Origin of the sequence: Paenibacillus anseongensis, assembly GCF_009757995.1 — a bacterium.
Lineage (GTDB): Bacteria > Bacillota > Bacilli > Paenibacillales > NBRC-103111 > Paenibacillus_E > Paenibacillus_E chondroitinus.
Window position 1 is genome coordinate 453,104 of record NZ_WSEM01000020.1, and the last position, 17,188, is coordinate 470,291.

12 protein-coding genes are annotated in these 17,188 nt (G+C 49.2%); 2 read left to right on the forward strand and 10 right to left on the reverse strand.

Features of this window, described 5'->3' with window-relative positions; translation table 11 throughout:
* Positions 1-7 precede the first annotated feature (7 nt).
* From GON05_RS25815 to GON05_RS25825, 3 genes are all read right to left on the reverse strand, one after another.
* On the reverse strand, positions 8-1,429 hold the full coding sequence (locus GON05_RS25815; protein ID WP_157323094.1) for an RtcB family protein: 1,422 nt from the start codon (positions 1,427-1,429) through the stop codon (positions 8-10).
* 15 nt (positions 1,430-1,444) lie between these two features.
* Positions 1,445-2,221 (reverse strand): nucleotidyltransferase domain-containing protein, encoded by a 777-nt coding sequence (locus GON05_RS25820; RefSeq protein ID WP_258567657.1) that lies wholly within the window; start codon positions 2,219-2,221, stop codon positions 1,445-1,447.
* A 300-nt stretch (positions 2,222-2,521) separates the two neighbouring features.
* Entirely contained in the window at positions 2,522-3,934 is a 1,413-nt protein-coding gene (locus GON05_RS25825; RefSeq protein WP_157323319.1) for an RtcB family protein, read from the reverse strand.
* Between the two features lie 163 nt (positions 3,935-4,097).
* On the opposite strand from GON05_RS25825, the gene GON05_RS25830 reads away from it, so the two are divergent.
* Together GON05_RS25830 and GON05_RS25835 are read left to right on the forward strand one after the other, a co-directional pair.
* Complete coding sequence (locus GON05_RS25830) at positions 4,098-5,423, forward strand: WYL domain-containing protein (RefSeq protein WP_181646720.1); 1,326 nt, start codon at positions 4,098-4,100, stop codon at positions 5,421-5,423.
* Positions 5,398-6,240, forward strand: coding sequence for a WYL domain-containing protein (locus GON05_RS25835; protein WP_157323098.1), 843 nt, complete (start codon positions 5,398-5,400; stop codon positions 6,238-6,240). The genes GON05_RS25830 and GON05_RS25835 overlap by 26 nt, the downstream gene beginning before the upstream one ends.
* 75 nt (positions 6,241-6,315) lie before the next feature.
* Here GON05_RS25835 and GON05_RS25840 read toward each other — a convergent pair whose 3' ends face one another.
* From GON05_RS25840 to GON05_RS25870, 7 genes are all read right to left on the reverse strand, one after another.
* Positions 6,316-7,212: an aldo/keto reductase gene (locus GON05_RS25840; protein WP_157323322.1), complete on the reverse strand. Its 897-nt coding sequence runs from the start codon at positions 7,210-7,212 to the stop codon at positions 6,316-6,318.
* A 34-nt stretch (positions 7,213-7,246) separates the two neighbouring features.
* Positions 7,247-8,188 carry an aldo/keto reductase family protein gene (locus tag GON05_RS25845; protein ID WP_157323100.1) on the reverse strand — a complete coding sequence of 314 codons (942 nt, stop codon included), beginning with the start codon at positions 8,186-8,188 and terminating at the stop codon, positions 7,247-7,249.
* A 261-nt stretch (positions 8,189-8,449) separates the two neighbouring features.
* The gene (locus GON05_RS25850; RefSeq protein ID WP_157323102.1) at positions 8,450-10,831 is read right to left on the reverse strand and encodes a glycosyl hydrolase family 95 catalytic domain-containing protein; all 2,382 of its coding nucleotides are present in this window, start codon (positions 10,829-10,831) and stop codon (positions 8,450-8,452) included.
* 78 nt (positions 10,832-10,909) lie between these two features.
* Complete coding sequence (locus tag GON05_RS25855; protein WP_157323103.1) at positions 10,910-12,571, reverse strand: type 2 periplasmic-binding domain-containing protein; 1,662 nt, start codon at positions 12,569-12,571, stop codon at positions 10,910-10,912.
* A gap of 114 nt (positions 12,572-12,685) precedes the next feature.
* Positions 12,686-13,585, reverse strand: a complete 900-nt coding sequence (locus tag GON05_RS25860) for a carbohydrate ABC transporter permease (RefSeq protein ID WP_127456723.1) — start codon at positions 13,583-13,585, stop codon at positions 12,686-12,688.
* Between the two features lie 23 nt (positions 13,586-13,608).
* Entirely contained in the window at positions 13,609-14,463 is an 855-nt protein-coding gene (locus GON05_RS25865; RefSeq protein WP_127456771.1) for an ABC transporter permease, read from the reverse strand.
* A gap of 309 nt (positions 14,464-14,772) precedes the next feature.
* On the reverse strand, positions 14,773-17,160 hold the full coding sequence (locus GON05_RS25870) for a glycoside hydrolase family 95 protein (RefSeq protein ID WP_157323105.1): 2,388 nt from the start codon (positions 17,158-17,160) through the stop codon (positions 14,773-14,775).
* Positions 17,161-17,188 lie beyond the last annotated feature (28 nt).

Below are 17,188 nucleotides of genomic sequence, written 5' to 3' on the forward strand. Positions count from 1 at the left end.
TCCCTCTTCATTTGGCACCTTTTACTGCCGCCATAGGCTTGCACTTTGCTACAACCTGAGCCAAATCCGCCCCGACGACACTCTCTATGATTTGATCGACATCTTTATAAGCTTGCGGAGATTCATCAAGAATCGCCTCTAATGACTTTTGATTAACAACGATTTCCTCGTCAGTCCCTACACGCATGGAGGCGGCGAATTCGCTCAGCGTAATCAGCTTTTTCGTTGCACTACGCGAGCGGATGCGGCCTGCGCCATGGCAGATCGAGTGAAAGTTGGCTTTGCCGCCCGGCGCACCAACCATGATATAGGAAGCCGTTCCCATCGAGCCCGGAATCAGCGCAGGGTGGCCCGTGTGCATATAGGGCTGCGGATTATCCGGGTGCCCCGCAGGAAGCGAGCGCGTCGCCCCTTTGCGATGGACAAAATAGGACTCACCTTCCTGTTTCTCCTCCCAGGCATAGTTATGCATGAGATCGTACAGGGTCGTCATTTCAAACTTTGAGCCAAATACATCTTTGCCAGCCTCACGAATGGCGTAAGCAATGAGATGGCGATTCACAACGGCATAATTCAGCGCTGAGTACATCAAATGAACATAAGTCTGCGCTGCCTGGTGCTCGAGTGGAGCAAAGAGCAGCTTAGGATCTGCGGTTCCCAATCCCAGCGTGCGCATGACTTTCATCATGTCGCTGCTGCTGACTTGACTCACGGAGCCGCCCCAGGCGCGTGATCCGGAATGGATCATCACAACGACTTGGCCGTCGAACAGCCCCCAGGCTTCCGCCACTTCGCGGTTCTCTTCAGCGATCTCAATCGCTTGAATTTCGGCAAAATGATTCCCATTCCCCAGCGTACCAAGCTGACGGTGCGAACGATGCCAGACGGCATTCGGGAACCGATTCAACACATTTTCATCCAGTGTAAATTTGCTGCACTCGACATGTGTAAGGGAGGTCGCTTTCCTTGGCGTATAGCCATCCGGGATATATTTTTTCGGCAAGCCGTGCAATCCTTTCGTCACAACGTGTTCCAAACGAACATCGGAGAAGTGACCGCGCGCGTGATCTTCCACAGGCAAATATTTCTCGATGGTCTTCACGAGCTTGCGGCGCAGCTTCACATCCTTGAGCTCATCTTTATGCACATTGGTCATATGCACTCTCATGCCGCACCCGATATCGCTGCCGACAATCGACGGCGACACATAACCATCGTGGGTTTGCCACGCAGCCGTTGTACCGATACAAGTGCCTACACCGACATGTACGTCTGGCGTATAGCTCATAAATTTTTGATTCGGAATCTGCAAATTGTTGTTCGCCATCTGAAAAATTTGATAATCTAACGTTTTAAACAGCTCAGGCGCTGCATAAACATGGACAACCCCCGAAGGAAGCTGAACGTGTTGAACATAATTTTCTTTCATTTATTTGTATCCTCTCTATGAACCCCAAACCTCCTTCAGCGCATCCCGGAACAAATCATCTAAAGCTTGATCCTGCTGTTCTCCAGAGACTGAAATGTGTTTGGCGGTTTCTTCAAAATAAGCGATTTGCCGCTCTAAAAAGTCGTTGATCACCGAGATTTTCGGCTCTAAGTCGAGTTCCACACCAGCCTTTTTCCGAGCTAACAAGGTGTATATTTCTTTTTTCAATATCGAGTCTGGAAGCATCTGCTCCACCAGCTCTTCGAATTCCACCGGCGGCATCGAGCCGTATTTCTCAATCCATCCGCATGCGAGTATGGGCCGCAGCACATAGAAATATTTTTTGATTTTAACGAAATCGCCTTGCAAATATGCTCTTAAGTTCCCTTTAGCCATGTGCAGGTAGTGATACATAGTGGATCGCGGAGAAAAAGTCAGCGGAGAAAGCTGGCGGATTTTCTCTGTTACACTGAACTGCTCCAAATAGGGAATCGGCGATTGGAGCCACTCAAGCAAAGGCGGGTTCGATTTACGAAACAAATTCAAAGCCTTCTTCAAATCCCAGCCATTGATGTCGAGAAGATCGTTGATTGGGCGCTCGATCACATCCCGTTTCTCCAAGATAGACAAATACCAATTCACGGGTCTTACATAGATGAACCTCACATCGTAATCGCTATCCTTGGACGGAAATCCCCAAGCCCTGCTGCCTGACTCACAGGCATATAAGATCCGAACGCCTTCTTCTTGTTCAATTTCTTTAAGCTCTGCCTCTATTTTTCTAACATCCAACGTCACTGGACTCACCCTTTCTTCTTCAAAATGTGCATACAAAAAAGCCATAGACCAACAGCGTCTACGGCTTTTCATGTCAAATTTTAACGAAGCCACTCCATAGAGGACTTACGTATTCGTCACAAACCCGGCTGAGACCGAAGGTAATCTGTTTAATTCAATTGTCAAATTAAGGATAGAAAATTGATTGCGAATCATATCGTCGGCCTCCTTTCCATTCATTTACAAACATCATACGAGCGAAACCTATATCACGTCAATTACCCTGCGGCGGAAAAAATCGTTATACTGATTTGTCTAAACTCCTTTGATCGCCACCATAGGCTTACAAACCGCCACCACATCCGCAAGGGAAGCACCCACTACGCTGTCAATAATCTGATCCACATCCTTATAGGCTTGCGGGCACTCATCCAGGATCGTTTGCAGAGAACGATGGTTCACCAGGATCTCTTCCTCCGTGCCTACTTTGAGCGATTGCGCAAATTCATCGACCGTGACCAGTTCTTTCGTTGCTTTCCGCGATCTTGCCCTTCCGGCGCCATGGCAGATGGAGTAAAAGTTCTTGAGCCCTTCCTCTCTCCCCACCATGATAAAAGACGAGGTTCCCATCGAACCCGGAATCAAGGCCGGATGGCCGGTAGCTTTGTACGCAGCTGTATTTAGAAAATGTCCCGCAGGCAGCGCCCTTGTCGCCCCCTTGCGGTGAACAAGCATCGGCTGATTGCGATGAAACTCCTTTAGCGCATAGTTATGCATAAGATCGTAGAGCACAGGCAGCTCTTCCTTTTCGCCAAAAACTTCCCGGAACGCTTCACGTACCCCGAAGGCAATCATATGCCGGTTACTCACCGCAAAGTTTAAGGCTGAATACATCAGATTCAAGTAAGTCTGGCCTTCAACGCTTGAAACCGGAGCGTACATGAGATTGCGGTCAGGGTTTTCAATCCCCCAACTATGCATCGCTTCTCTGAAAACTTTGGTAAATTCTTGGCCTAATCTTGCCCCCCAAGCGCGTGAGCCGGAGTGGATCATAACGACCACCTGACCATTGAACAGTCCCCACTGTGCTGCCAACTGTTGGTGCTTTTCGGCTATTTCCAAATATTGAATCTCGATAAAATGATTCCCTCCGCCCAACGTCCCCAGCTGGCCATGCGCATATTTGCCGATTTTTGCAGGCAATTTTTCAAGATCCGTATGGTCGAACTGGAATGTAGCTTCCTCAACATGCGTCAACCACCGTTCGCTCGGGATATATGATTCTGGAAGTCCTTTCAACCCATGCTTCACAACTTCCATAATATCAATGTCTTCGTAATTCGTGTTCGTGCGCTCATTGGTCGGCACATACTTTTCAATCGCTTTAATTAACTCCCTGCGTACGCCTTTATCCTGAATGTCTTTTTTGTGCAGCGACGTCGTATGAACGCGCATACCGCAGCCGATATCCACGCCCACAATGGAAGGGGACACGAAGCCGTCTTTTAGACTCCAAACAGCTGTTGTTCCAATGCAAGTTCCGATCCCCACGTGGGTATCCGGCGTGTAGCTCATATGCAAATTGCGGGGAATCCGCAGATTATTGTCTGCCATTTCATAAACACGTTGTTCAAAAGAGTGGAACACCTCGTCGTTAGCAAAAACGTGAAGGCGGCCATGGTCCAGCTCCATTTCGTAATGATTGTTGCCGTGGTTTTTCATTTTCATTTCCATAACGTTTCTCCTCCATTTGTCTTCTACACCTATCTTCGCTTATTTAGGATGAGGCGAACATGGCGAAAGTATGACGACATCTGAAAAGTTTTCCATTTTCTCCAAAACCCACCCCTGCTACAATAAGATCAGGATAGAGGAAGAGTGAGGGGATTGTGTGGCTAGGGAAAGCTTTGATAAAGAAGTCCAGTTTCTGCGGATGTTCGTGCTGACAAGCGGGGCGTACAGCCGTCAGCAATTTGCGGAGAGGCTTGGAATTTCGGTACATACCTTTGATAAAACGCTGCGCCGGTTAAAAGAAATCATCGCCACGATGTACCAGCAAGCACCGGACGCACAACAAAAAGAATTTGCCGATATGCTGCGCTACAGCTATTTTGATTCAACAGAGCCCATGCTGCTGTTCTTATTTCGGGCCAAATCGCTGAAAGAGTCGGAGAGCCATCGAATCGCTGCGCTGCTGGCCGCTTTGAATGAAGGGCCTTTAACCGCGATTGAGCTGCTAGACGCTTGCAGTAAAGGAATCCCCAACGAAGGTGCTCTTCCAGATGAGAAAACCATTCGTAACGATCTGAAATATCTGGAAGAAGTCGGCGTAATCATGAAAACTTCCGGGTCACGCCCCTATCGGTACCGTATACATAATGCGTTCATCGACGAGCTTTCGCAGGATGAGCTTATTGATCTGTATGATTTTATAGACGTTATGTCTAATACGCAGGTGCCTTCGGTACAGGGTTATTTACTGCGTGATGGGCTTAAAAAGCATATGAATCGGAACTCGGCCGAACTAACGGCTGTAGAGCCATTTCTTTATAAATATCAGTATTACTCTCGAATTTTGGACGAAGCCCATCTGTCCGGATTGCTGTCTGCTATCACACAGCGCCGCAAGGTCCAATTCCTTTATTTTTCACCCAAAGCCGGCCAATCTTATTCTTCAAAAAATACGAATCCCTTATTCGAGCGGGAAATGGAAGGGAAGCTGCAGAAGGCTCTGCCGCTGCAAATTGTGTATGATCACCAGTACGGGCGGTGGTATTTGCTGGCCCATGATTCGCGGCATGGCATCCGTAAATTCCGGGTCGAAGGGATGACGCAAATTGAGCATGACGAACCGGTTGATCCCTCTTTTTTCACCGAGAAGAAACAGGATTTAGAAGAGCGAATCAAGCTAAGCTGGGTCATAGACACTGGGAATGCCGTAACGGTCAAAGTGCGCTTCTTCAATCCAGGCCGAACGGGTCCGAATTTTATTAAAGAGCGCGTGCTTCTTCAAGGCCAATGGGGAGAAATCACAGAGGAGCAGGGAGATTCGTTCGTTTATGAGATCACCGTCAATGGGACTACGGAAATTAAACCTTGGATTCGAAGTTTTGGATCGAGCTGTGAGGTGCTGGAACCTAGCGAATTCCGGCAGGAGATGATTGCGGAGTGGAAGGAGCTGTCAGGCTATTATGAACCTGTTCGAGAAAATATTTAACTATGATATGGTTACGAAATTGGAAAATGCAGGGACGTTCATGGTGACATCTGTTGAGCGCTCATGGTTGAAAACCATGCTGAATCACCCTGCTGCCTTGCATGCTTTCACACCAGCTGCCATGGAGAAACTTCAGAGGGTACTTGATGCAGAACCTGCCCTGGATTTGTCCGAAGCCTTCATGGAGAAAGCGCGCAGCAAAGAAAAACAGGTGTTTCATCCACAGCTGCGTATACTCCGCCGAGTGATTACACGGCAAGGCGCCATCAGGCTGACTTACCGCGTGAAGGATGAGCGCATTTTTGTTAATGAAATGGCCTTTCCGTACAAACTCGAATATTCCCAGGTCAAAAAAGACTGGTATTTGCTCTGGTATCATCTCAGACACCGGGCCATCATGAGCACGAAGCTCGACAACATTGAAGCTGTTCATGATCTGCCCTTCTCCGCCGAGCGGGCTGCCCAAGTGCAAATTCAAATCGAAAAGCTGCTGCACAAACGTCACATTCAGGCAACCATCACCGTCGTCAAAATATACAATCGAGAATTGTCCCGGATTCTTTATGCGTTCTCTTGCTTCGAGAAACAGGTCGATTATGACGAAAAAGAGGGTACATACACCATCCAGCTCATCTATCTCAACAATGAAGCTGAATATGTGTTAAGCAAGCTTCGTTTCCTTGGCAAGCGGGTGCGCGTCGTGCGAGGCGAGTATTTGCAAAAAAGGATGCTGGAGTCCGCGCAAAAGGCTTTGGCCAGGTACGAGGCGCCAGTTGGCGTGGAGCCTGCTGAGGGTGCAGCGGGAGGCGGCTTGTGAGGATGGAGCTGGAGGTAGACCGTGCTGAAAAGGCCGTCCCCAAATCTTGGGACGGCCTCTTCGCAGGCAAACCTGTTAACCTTTGCCGATCCAATCGGCTTCGGCGATTTCCTGCCATCTTTTGCGAATCGTAGCATAAGCTTCTTCGGGTAAATTGCCTCGTTCCAGCAGCTTGGCGTTTTCCAACCAACGCGCTGGATTCGCCGTGCCGACAATAGCGGTATGGACGCCTGGTACTGTCAGCGTGAAACGCAGAGCAACTTCAATAGATTCCTGAAGTTCCGTTTCCAGGAAATCGTATTTCAACTGCTGCAGACGATCCCAATAAGCATGATGATAGGCGCTTTCCGGCTTCTGGCCCGTTTTCCACGCTGCATTCGCAATCGGGCGCTTCACAACCACACCCATGCCTCTCTCAATAGCAACCGGAATCGTAAGCTCGATAGCTTCCTGATCGGCAATATTGATCGATGTCTCCAACGAGTCGAATAAGCCGGATTGCACCGCATACTGAGCCGCTTTATGATCACCGCTGTAGCCGATGAACCGCGTTTTCCCTTGCTCCTTCACGCGCTGTAAAACCTCAATAACTTCCCCACGCCGAAGCAATTCTTCCGAGCAGCTGTGCAAGTGAATGACGTCGATATAGTCTGTGTTCAGACGTTTTAAACTGCGGTCAATGCTCAATTCCAGCAGCTTCGGATCCCAATCAGGGAGATCAAACCCGGATGCATGGCCGCATTTGGTGAATAAATAGTAGTCATCTCGGCGGTGCGATACCGTTTTGCCGATTAACTCTTCGCTGACATTATAGCATTCAGCCGTATCGATCACATTTAAACCAGCATCGAGCGCACTGCCTAGAAGCTTATCTACATCTTCTGGTGAAGCCGAAGAAAAACCGATTTCAGCGCCACCAAAACCTAGAACGCTAACCTGCATGCCTGTTTTGCCATAAAGACGCTTCTCCATCATCACTTGTCTCCTTTGAAGAAATTTCGTCTGATTACTTCGTCATTATTGCTTCTACGCGCTCTAGAACGTCAGAGGATAATGTAATATCTGAAGCTTTCGCATTGTCCTCAACTTGTGCAGGACGGCTCGCACCTACTAAGGCGCTGGAAACATTAGACTGACGCAAGATCCAAGCAAGCGCCAAGTTCCCGATTGAAATGTTCAGATCCGACGCAACCGTTTCAAGCTGCTGAACTTTCGCGATATTTTCCTCCGTCAAGCCTTTGCGGAAATTATCCAGCTTCGCTGCTCGGCTATCTTGAGGAATGTCAGATACAGACTTGTATTTGCCCGTCAGCAAGCCCTGCGCTAATGGCGAGAAGACCACCTGCCCAATTCCCTGCTGTTCGCCTAGCGGAATCACTTCTTTCTCGATATACCGATTAAAAAGGTTATAAAGAGGCTGATTGACGATAATTCTATCCAGCAAATATTTATCAGCTACCGCTAAAGCTTGCGCCATTTGGGCAGCTGTCCACTCACTTACGCCGACATACAGCACTTTGCCTTGTGTGACAAGATCATCCAGTGCGCGCAGTGTCTCCTCAATCGGCGTTTCCTTATCATAGCGATGGCAATAATACACATCCACATAATCCGTGCCAAGGCGCTGCAAACTCGCATGCAGCTGTTCAAAAATATGTTTGCGAGAGAGCCCTCTGTCATTCGGCCCATCGCCCATGCTACCGAATACTTTGGTAGCAAGCACATAGGAATGACGCGGGTAATTTTTCAAAACCTCGCCTACGACCTTCTCGGCTTCCCCACGCTCATACACATTCGCTGTATCAAAAAAATTAATCCCCAATTCATAAGCTTTATGAATGGAGTTGACTGCATTCTCACGCTCAACGTAACCACCATATGTCAACCAGCTGCCTAAACTAATTTCACTTACCTTTAACCCTGAAAGCCCTAATTTACGATATTTCATTTCATGCTAACCTCCTAATATTTTCAATTACAGGCTCTACTATTATATCAATAGTTGATTAAGGATTATAAGTAGTGAAAAGTTTCTTACATAATATCAAATTAGTAAGTTAGTTACTTGGAGGTAACTGGCTTTGCTGATGAAATCAGCGTTCGAGGGAAGCGCCGAGGTCACTCAGCCTCTTGAATGAGTTAAGGTGGCGGTCTAAAAGCAGAAAACCTGATCCCCAGCCCTCGGCTTAGAGATCAGGCCATAATCCGTTCAACTCGCCGCTACTTGAGCTTTCGCTTTCACCAACCGGATTCTCTCGCCCGGGCTTGTCGATAAGTGAACGATGTCATCATAGACGGTTACATCTCCACTAGCTTGCTTGCACACAGCCCCGTGCTCCCATGGATTGTAGAACCGCAGCTCAGCACCGGCTTCGCTTTCGATCTCCACCCATTGCACTTCGCCGCCCGAAAACGATGCGCTCACCAGAAAAGCTCCGACCGCCCTCAGCGTGGCAAATTCAGCATCCTGCTCGCTAGGCCAGTTCGGGAACAGGCGAAGAATGCCATTATAGCTTTGCAGCAGGCACTCATTAATGACGACCGGCAGCGCGAAGTTCTCGAACCAAATGCCGACTCTGCGCATAAAATCAAAGCTTAGCGTGTCACTGTACCTGCCCCCGGACAGCAGAACACGGTCTGTGCATGTGCCATTAGGCAGCAGGCAGTAGCTTATTTGCCGTTTGAATTTTCCCAGGTCCAGATGGCCCATTCGAGCTCCGGCAAGATGGTAGAAAACAAGCTCGTTGCCGCCCTCGTTCCGATGATTCAGATAGGAATTGAGCGCGGTTTGGTACGCTTCACCCGTTGAGTGAAGACCATGCTCCTCTCCCGGAAAAATCGTCATAATGCCGTTCGGCGTGTTATAGACAACCTCGGCATCCTCCCCTGGCACAGATACGAATACAGTACCACGCTGAGATTCAGCCGTTGCATATTCTGGAAATTTGCTTAAAATTTCTTGCACGCTGCCCAGAAGCTCTTCCTCTTGCTGCTCAATTCCAAGTGTTTCACAAGCCTCCTTAAAAGCGTGAAACACAAATTTGGTCAACGTCAAATCAACAAGGCAGTCATAATTTTTCTTAAAACCAGGCGTCAACTCATACAGTTCAGGAACGACAGTAGGGAAAATGTGATAACGGTCATCTCCCCACGCCTCCCCGTGTGTATCAGGCCTGCGCATGTAATCCGTCAAAAACAACACAGCTTCCTTAATGGGTACAAAAGCACGATCCGCCAGGAAGTCCCGGTCCATCGTGTACAGGTAATGCCACCATAGACTTTGTACCGTCCACGGTGTTTCACAGACTTCCCAGCCCCAATGCGGCACTGGATAAGGCATGATGTTCATTTCGACAGGGTAGGCGGAATGCGGATAATAGGCTCCTCGCATGCCGTAGTATTCACTTGCCCATTTTCGGCTCACAGGAAGAATATGATCGACCATATTGACGTAAGCCAGATGTTTGTCGACATGGTTGCTGGAAAAAGCAAGCCAGAACGGCTGCTGTGTATTGTAGTTCATGTGGTAGTCGCCATGCCACTCCGAGCCTATGGAACGGTAGCTCCAATTCGCGAACAACCCCGGACAGGTCGCTTCGGGTTTGACAGAGCAGTGATAGAAATATAAATTCCAATACCAGATCTGCTCTAGAAATTCATCGCCGAGACTTACACCCGAACAATTCCAGTACGATGTCCAATTGTTCTCGCAAGCAGCGAAAGCGGCGGCAACCCCTTGCTCCACAGGCACCTCCAGCTCCTGAAGTCCTGCCGCAACGGCAGCATCCAAGCCTTCTGTCAGTTCGACATAAGCAAGGAACGGCTCCGTTTGGAGCAGCTTGGCCTGTACGCCGCCTTTGGTATCCATAGCCTCGATATCCTCGGCAACACGAACATCCAAGCGGAATGCTTTGTCCTTGACATCACGCTCATTCCCTTCTGGCGCCCAAGGGAGCGTCTGCCTGAAGCTGAGCTGACTCCGCTCAGCCTCAACAGCCAGCTGCGCAAGCGGCAGCTCCTTCGGCGTATCGGGATCGGGGATGAGCTTGACCCGATCGAATAGTCCGCCGACGCCGCCTTCCGGTGATACAAGCTGCATCCACATCCGATCCGCCTCAGGCTCGATAAACAATTGCAGGGTAGCCTCCTCCCCCGCTTCCAGCTTGAAATATACTTCACAGAGACCATTGTGAATATGTATTTTATGGCCCAGCACTTCCGCCTTACGCCGGTCATAGCCGAGAAGTAGAGAGCCGCACGGCATAGGGCGAGGGTATGGCTTGCTATAGTTCTCCGCCGTCATATCACAGTATTCGCGATACCATTCGTTCTCTCGGAACGTATCCAGATCTTGCGGAATCTGCTTCAATTGCTCGAATACGTCTTGAAACGTGCCGATCTTCTCTTGATTATTCTCTGCAATTCGAATGTCCCACACATTGTTATGTCCAAAATGGATGACAACCGCATCCGGACGGGTTGTGACCACGGCGCCAAGGCCGCCGTTCCCCATCAATGCGCCTTCAAAAAAATCCGGCGCCGGCTTGTCATAGCTAATGGGGTGTCGCTTCGCTTGCTCATTCCTGTTCATGACGATCCTCTCCCTTACCTATCGTTTGGCAGCGTAAAAGTCCTGTACGACCCTCCGGGCCGTACAGGACCCCCTGCGTTATTTTTTGAATGACTTATCGTAGGATTGCTGCATGATTTCCGTGTAACGTTTGAGGTTCAATTTATTCAAACCAGCTACATAGGCATCCCAATCCTTGTTCAAATCCTTGGCGCCGGTGACGAACTGCAGCGAGTTCTGATCAATGTAGTTTTTAATATTCGTCTTCAACATAGCGGCTTCGTCAGCTGTTGACGGATCGATCCAGATCGCCCAATGCGGGAATACATCTTTTGGCTGCTTGCCGTCATACAGATGCGTAGCTTCTTGCAATCTGCGCTCATAGCCTGTTGTGTCATAGATATCCGTAGCGGCTACCCAGCTGTCCCGGAACTCTTTCGGTTGGAAATATTGCGCCATCGCACCCCAAGACGAGTTGTGCGGAGTTTCCCCTGTCGGCGTTGGAATCGTAGCCAGAAGCGGAGTCGCTGATTTCTCAACAGGAGAATCCCCATCCTTCGGTTTCCGCCAGTCTTTCCCTTCTTCGCCGAAATGACCGCGGATCTGGCCTTCCTGCGTAAACATGTAGTCGACTAATTTAATAGCGGCGATTTGCGCTTCCTTGCTTGCTTTATTCGTAAGTACGAAAGTCGCGCCCGGATCGCTCGGGTAATTATAAGTGGCAAACGCCCCATTCGGTCCTGTCAGCGGTGGAACTGGATCATACGTTTTGGAATTATCCGATCCGCCCGTAACAAAAATGTACGGGTGCATAGCGGCACCGGCGCCTAGAATTTGCGCATCCGCATTGTCGCCAATCTTCTTGTAGGCGGTTGCATTTTGCGTAAATGCTCCTTTATCAATTAAGCCGGCGTCATACATGGACTTCACGAACTGCAAGCCCTGCTTCCATTCATCTTTATTCGCTGCTACATCCACTTTGCCATTGTTCAGCAAGAGGTAGGTGCGATCGTCGTCATAGATAAAACCGTTCATGAAATAAGGGATGATGTGAACCCCATAGTCCTCAATAGATCCGCTTAGCGGCACTTCGTCGGCTTTGCCGTTGCCGTTCGGGTCCTTTGTTTTAAAAGCCTCCAAAACTTGCTTATATTCATCCAGTGTTTTGGGCATCGTCAGATTCAGCTTTTTCAGCCAGGACGAATTGATCCACATTTTATTCGGATACGAGCAGTGATAACATTCTACCAGTTGCGTTAACCCATATATTTTGCCATCGGGAGCTGTGTTCATCGCCTTAAAGTAAGGGTATTTATCCAAAGCCTTTTGTACATTTGGTGCATATTGTTTAATGAGATCGTCCAGCGGAAGAATCACGCCCTGCTGCGAGTAACGAAGAATATCGGTCTGTGAAAATTTATCCACCCATGGAATCAGCATGTACAGATCCGGGTAATCGCCGCTGGCCAGTGAGATTTGTCTTTTCTCAGCCGCACCATCGAAAGGAACGGTCTGCCATGAGAATTTAATGTTGAATTTTTGCTCCGCCAATTTGGAAAAACTGTTTGTCGCCAGATCGACATTCGCGTCCTGTTGAGCAAAGATCTTAATTGGAACCGGAGCGCCCGTGCCCTCCGCTGGTTTTGCTGCGCCCGTTGCGCCTGGTGTACTGGTATCAGAAGCAGTTGGGGATGTACAAGCTGTGAGAACCAAGCTGATCGTAAGCAGCATTATCCATAAGGTTGAAACTGTTTTTTTCAAATGCGCCCTCTCCCTTTCGTTGTCAAATGGTAACCCCTGCATGTGTTTTATCCAAGCTTTCAAACTCCTTCTCCTGTAATACCGAGCCGCACCACCACCTCTCTTAGGTGTCTCTTATCCTTTTACAGAGCCAATCAGCATCCCTTTGACGAAATACCGCTGCACAAAAGGATAAATGACCAAAACAGGTAAGCTTGCTATGACAATAAGCGAGTATTTGGTCAAATCAGCAAACTGCTGCCTTCTCAGCTGCTCTGCCGCATCAATATTGCCTGACGCCGCCGAATTGAGAATTAGAATACCGCGAAGGATTAACTGCAACGGGTATAAACTTTGTGTTTTCAAATAGATTAAAGCATCAAAGTAAGCGTTCCACTGCCCGATGGCATACATCAATATCAGCACAGCGATGATCGGTTTGGACAAAGGAAGCACAACGCTCCACAGAAAACGGAAATCGCTGCAACCATCCATTTCACTTGCTTCCGCCAATTCTTCCGGTATGGAAGACTGGAAAAACGTCCTGGCAATAATGATTTGCCATACCCAAATGGCTTGCGGGATAAGCAGCGCCCACCTCGTATCGAGCAGTCCCAGCTGTTTGACGACCAAATACGTCGGAATCAGACCGCCGGAGAAAAGCATCGTAAAGGTAATGAACATCATCAGCGCGCTGCGCCCAAAAAAGGTCCTTCGCGACAGCGGATAAGCCAAAACAATCGTTAACGTAACGCTGATTAATGTGCCGAAGAACGCATAGAATAACGAGTTTCCATAGCCCTGCAGCACCTGCGGATTGCTTAATACAACCTTGTATCCCACGAATGTCAGGTCCACGGGCCATAACCACACCCTTCCGGATGAAACGGCGAGCGGGCTGCTTAAGGATGAGCTGACAATGAAGACTAGCGGATAAAGAACGACGATCAGTGCGATCCCCAGAAATAGATACACACCCGTCAGGAACAGCCGGTCCCCCGTCGATTCACGAATGCGACGCCCCATCTTGATCATTTGGCGGGTCCTCTCCTTTCTTTTTACCAGAGACTTGTACTAGAAATTCTTTTGGCTATCGCATTAACCAGCAAAAGTAGAATCAAATTAACAACCGAATTGAACAAACCAACTGCCGTTGCGAAGCTGAAATTTGCATTCAACAGCCCGATTTTATAGACATAAGTAGCGATAATCTCAGCGGTTTCGAGATTCAGCGGATTTTGCAGCAAATAAATTTTTTCAAATCCGACGGACATGATGTTACCCACACTTAATATCAAAATGATGACGGCTGTGGGCATAATGCCAGGTATATCAATATGGATGATTTTCTGAAATCGAGAAGCTCCATCCACTTTAGCCGCTTCGTACAGCGATGGGTCCACCCCGGCCAATGCGGCCAAATAAATCACGGCTGAGTACCCTGCGCCTTGCCATACATCAGACCATACGTAAACACTACGGAACATGCTAGGGATGCCAAGAAAGTTAATCGATTCTATGCCAAAGCTTTGCAAAATGATATTGATCACGCCTAATCTCGGGGAGAGAAGCAGCATAATCATGGAAACCATGACAACGGTTGAAATGAAGTAAGGCGCGTAAGTGACGAGCTGCACGGCTCTTTTGAAGAAGCCGTTCCGGATTTCATTTAGCGCCAAAGCGAGTAAAATCGGAACGGGAAATCCAATTGCGATCTGATATAAACTAAGGAACAGCGTGTTTTTGATCAACACCCAAAATTGCGGGTTATTGAAGAAGAGATGGAAATGCTTGAGCCCGGCCCAGGGGCTGTGCCAAATCCCTTTGACGACGCTGTAATCCTTGAAGGCGATGACGGCGTTCACCATCGGAATGTACTTAAAGATAAGGAAGTACAGAACAGCAGGTATAATAAGTAAGTAGAACTGCCAGTGCTTCCGAAAGCTCTTGCTCGCCTCCATCCACAGCCTGGACTTCTTCTTGGTCACACTGGGAGCGCGTGTTTCTCTGACGGATACGGTATCCAGATCAATCCCTCCTGTTTGGTAGCGCTTTCTATCTATACAAGACCACATTTCCCCCAGCAGCGTAAAGGTACACCTCAAAATGATGCGTACATCCGCCAAAAATAGAAAGGGTACACTTGCATTTGAGAGGTACAATTCTCAGAAGAAATGCCAAACGGCAGGTCCTGATGGAACCCGCCGTTCTGTTAGTAGCCTTTATACACTGCGCAGCTTGTACGTTCGACCTGCCTCCGTATCAAAACGGATGACCCCCTCCATCACACGTTCAAAAGGTACTGGCTTGCCTTCGGATTCGACCGTGAGCAAAGTCTCCTTGGTGCGAATGCGGCAGCTGCCACCTACTTGCGCTTCGACCTCTGCTTCCTTCAGAGCGCCGCTCTCCCAAGAGAGACTAACGCCTATCGCTCCTCTTGCTCGAAGGCCCTTCACATAGCCATTCGGCCATGCGTCTGGCAAAGCAGGCAGCAAGGCAATCTCGCCGGCATGCGATTGGACGAGCATTTCCGCCACACCGGCGGTGAAACCGAAGTTGCCGTCAATTTGGAAAGGCGGATGCGCATCGAACAAGTTGGCATAAACACCACCACGATGATAGTTCGTAGCGTCTTCCTCCACCAGCTGAAGCAGATTGGAAATCAACTGCAGCGTGCGGTTTCCGTCCTGGAAACGTGCCCATAAGCAGATTTTCCAAGCCAAGCTCCACCCTGTGCCGCCATCCCCGCGCCGCTCCAAGGAATTTCGCGCAGCCTGATACAACTCCGGCGTTCCCTGCTCCGTCAATTGACGTCCAGGGTATACACCGAACAAGTGCGACACATGACGATGGTGGACATCCTCATCCTCCCAATCCACCGACCATTCCTGCAGCTGGCCGTGCTTGCCGATCTGCATCGGCTTCAACTTCTCTAAAGCTGCCGCTATCTCGTTTCTAAGGGACTCATCCTCCGCTCGCTTCAGCACATCGACAGCCTCGATGCTATTCGTAAACAAATCCCAAATTAACGACATATCCATCGTCGTTGCCTGGCTCACACCAGCCTTCTGCCCATCTGCCGTCACAAACTTGTGCTCCGGCGAGGTGGAAGGCGAAGTGATCAAATGACCGCTTTCGTCCGTATGAAGCCAATCCAGACAGAATAGCGCTGCTTCTCTCATGATCGGATAAGCGTGCTCACGCAAATAGGTCTCATCCTTGGTGAACGCATAATGCTCCCAAAGATGCTGGCTAAGCCATGCCCCCGACATCGGCCACAGCGCCCATACCGGATCACCTTGTCCATAATCCCCGACAGGCGCTGACTGGCACCAGATGTCTCCGTTATGATGCGCCACCCAGCCACGGCAGCCATAATTCGTTTCAGCCGTTTTCCGCCCATTGGTGGACAAGTTCTGTATATAGCCGAGCAAAGGTTCATGGCATTCTGATAAATTACACGTTTCTGCAAGCCAATAGTTCATCTCCGCATTAATGTTCAACGTCAAATTACTGCTCCATGGCGGTCTCAATTCTTTGTTCCATATGCCCTGGAGATTGGCTGGCTGCGATCCGGCGCGTGAGCTTGCAATCAGCAAATACCTGCCATATTGAAACAGCAGCTCGACGAGTCCGGCATCCTTCGCCCCATACTGCTTAATTCGCCGGTCCGTTGGCATCCCCTCAGGCGCCTCAGAAGCGCCAAGGTTCAGCTCTACACGATTAAAGAGCGTCGTGTAATCCTGAATGTGAGCTTGCCGTAATTGCTCATAGGATTTGCTGAGCGCCTGCTCCAGGCGTACCTCATTCGTGGCGGACATATCGCCAATCTCCCTCGCAGGAGGTTTATCGTATCCTTGAAAGCTGGTTTCCGCGCTGAAGATTAGCGTTACAGCACTGGCTTTTCTAATATGCAAGCCATCATGATCAAGGGTAGCAGCGCCATCTTCCAGACGAACGCCAAGTCGCCCTTCAAAGCGTATGGCCTCCGTTGTCTCAGGATCCCCGTACAGGACAGGCTCATCCCGGTTGTAATAGTTAGGATCGACATGCTCCGGGCAGATGCCTTGCAAAAATAGATGCTCGACCGACTGAATTGTTCGATACGGATGAGGGCTATCCAGCCGAGCTGTGAAATTCAAAGCACCTGGAGCGCTTGCTTCAAGACGAATTACAATGACTTGATCCGGATATGAAGCGAACATTTCGCGTTTATACACGATTTCCCCAATGCGATACTCCACCCTGGTGATGGCATTCGTCAAATCCAAATTGCGCTCATAGGCGCGAACCACGCCCCCGTGGAGAAATTTCAAATAAAGATCGCCAAGCGGCATATAGGATTGGTTATATGGCCCCATCATCCCCTTGCTCTTTTTGTCCGCTTCCTCGTAGCGACCTTCTGCAAGGAGTTCGCGAACTTCCGCCAGAACATGCTTCGCATTCGGATTGTTTCCGTCAACAGGCCCACGGCCTGACCAAAGCGTATCTTCATTCAGCTGCAAATGCTCAACTTCCGGATCGCCGAAAACCATGGCCCCGAGTCGGCCGTTCCCGATAGGAAGCGCTTCCGTCCATGCTTTGGCGTAGCTTTGATAACGTAATTTCAAAGTTAACAGCTCCTTTTTACGAATAAAA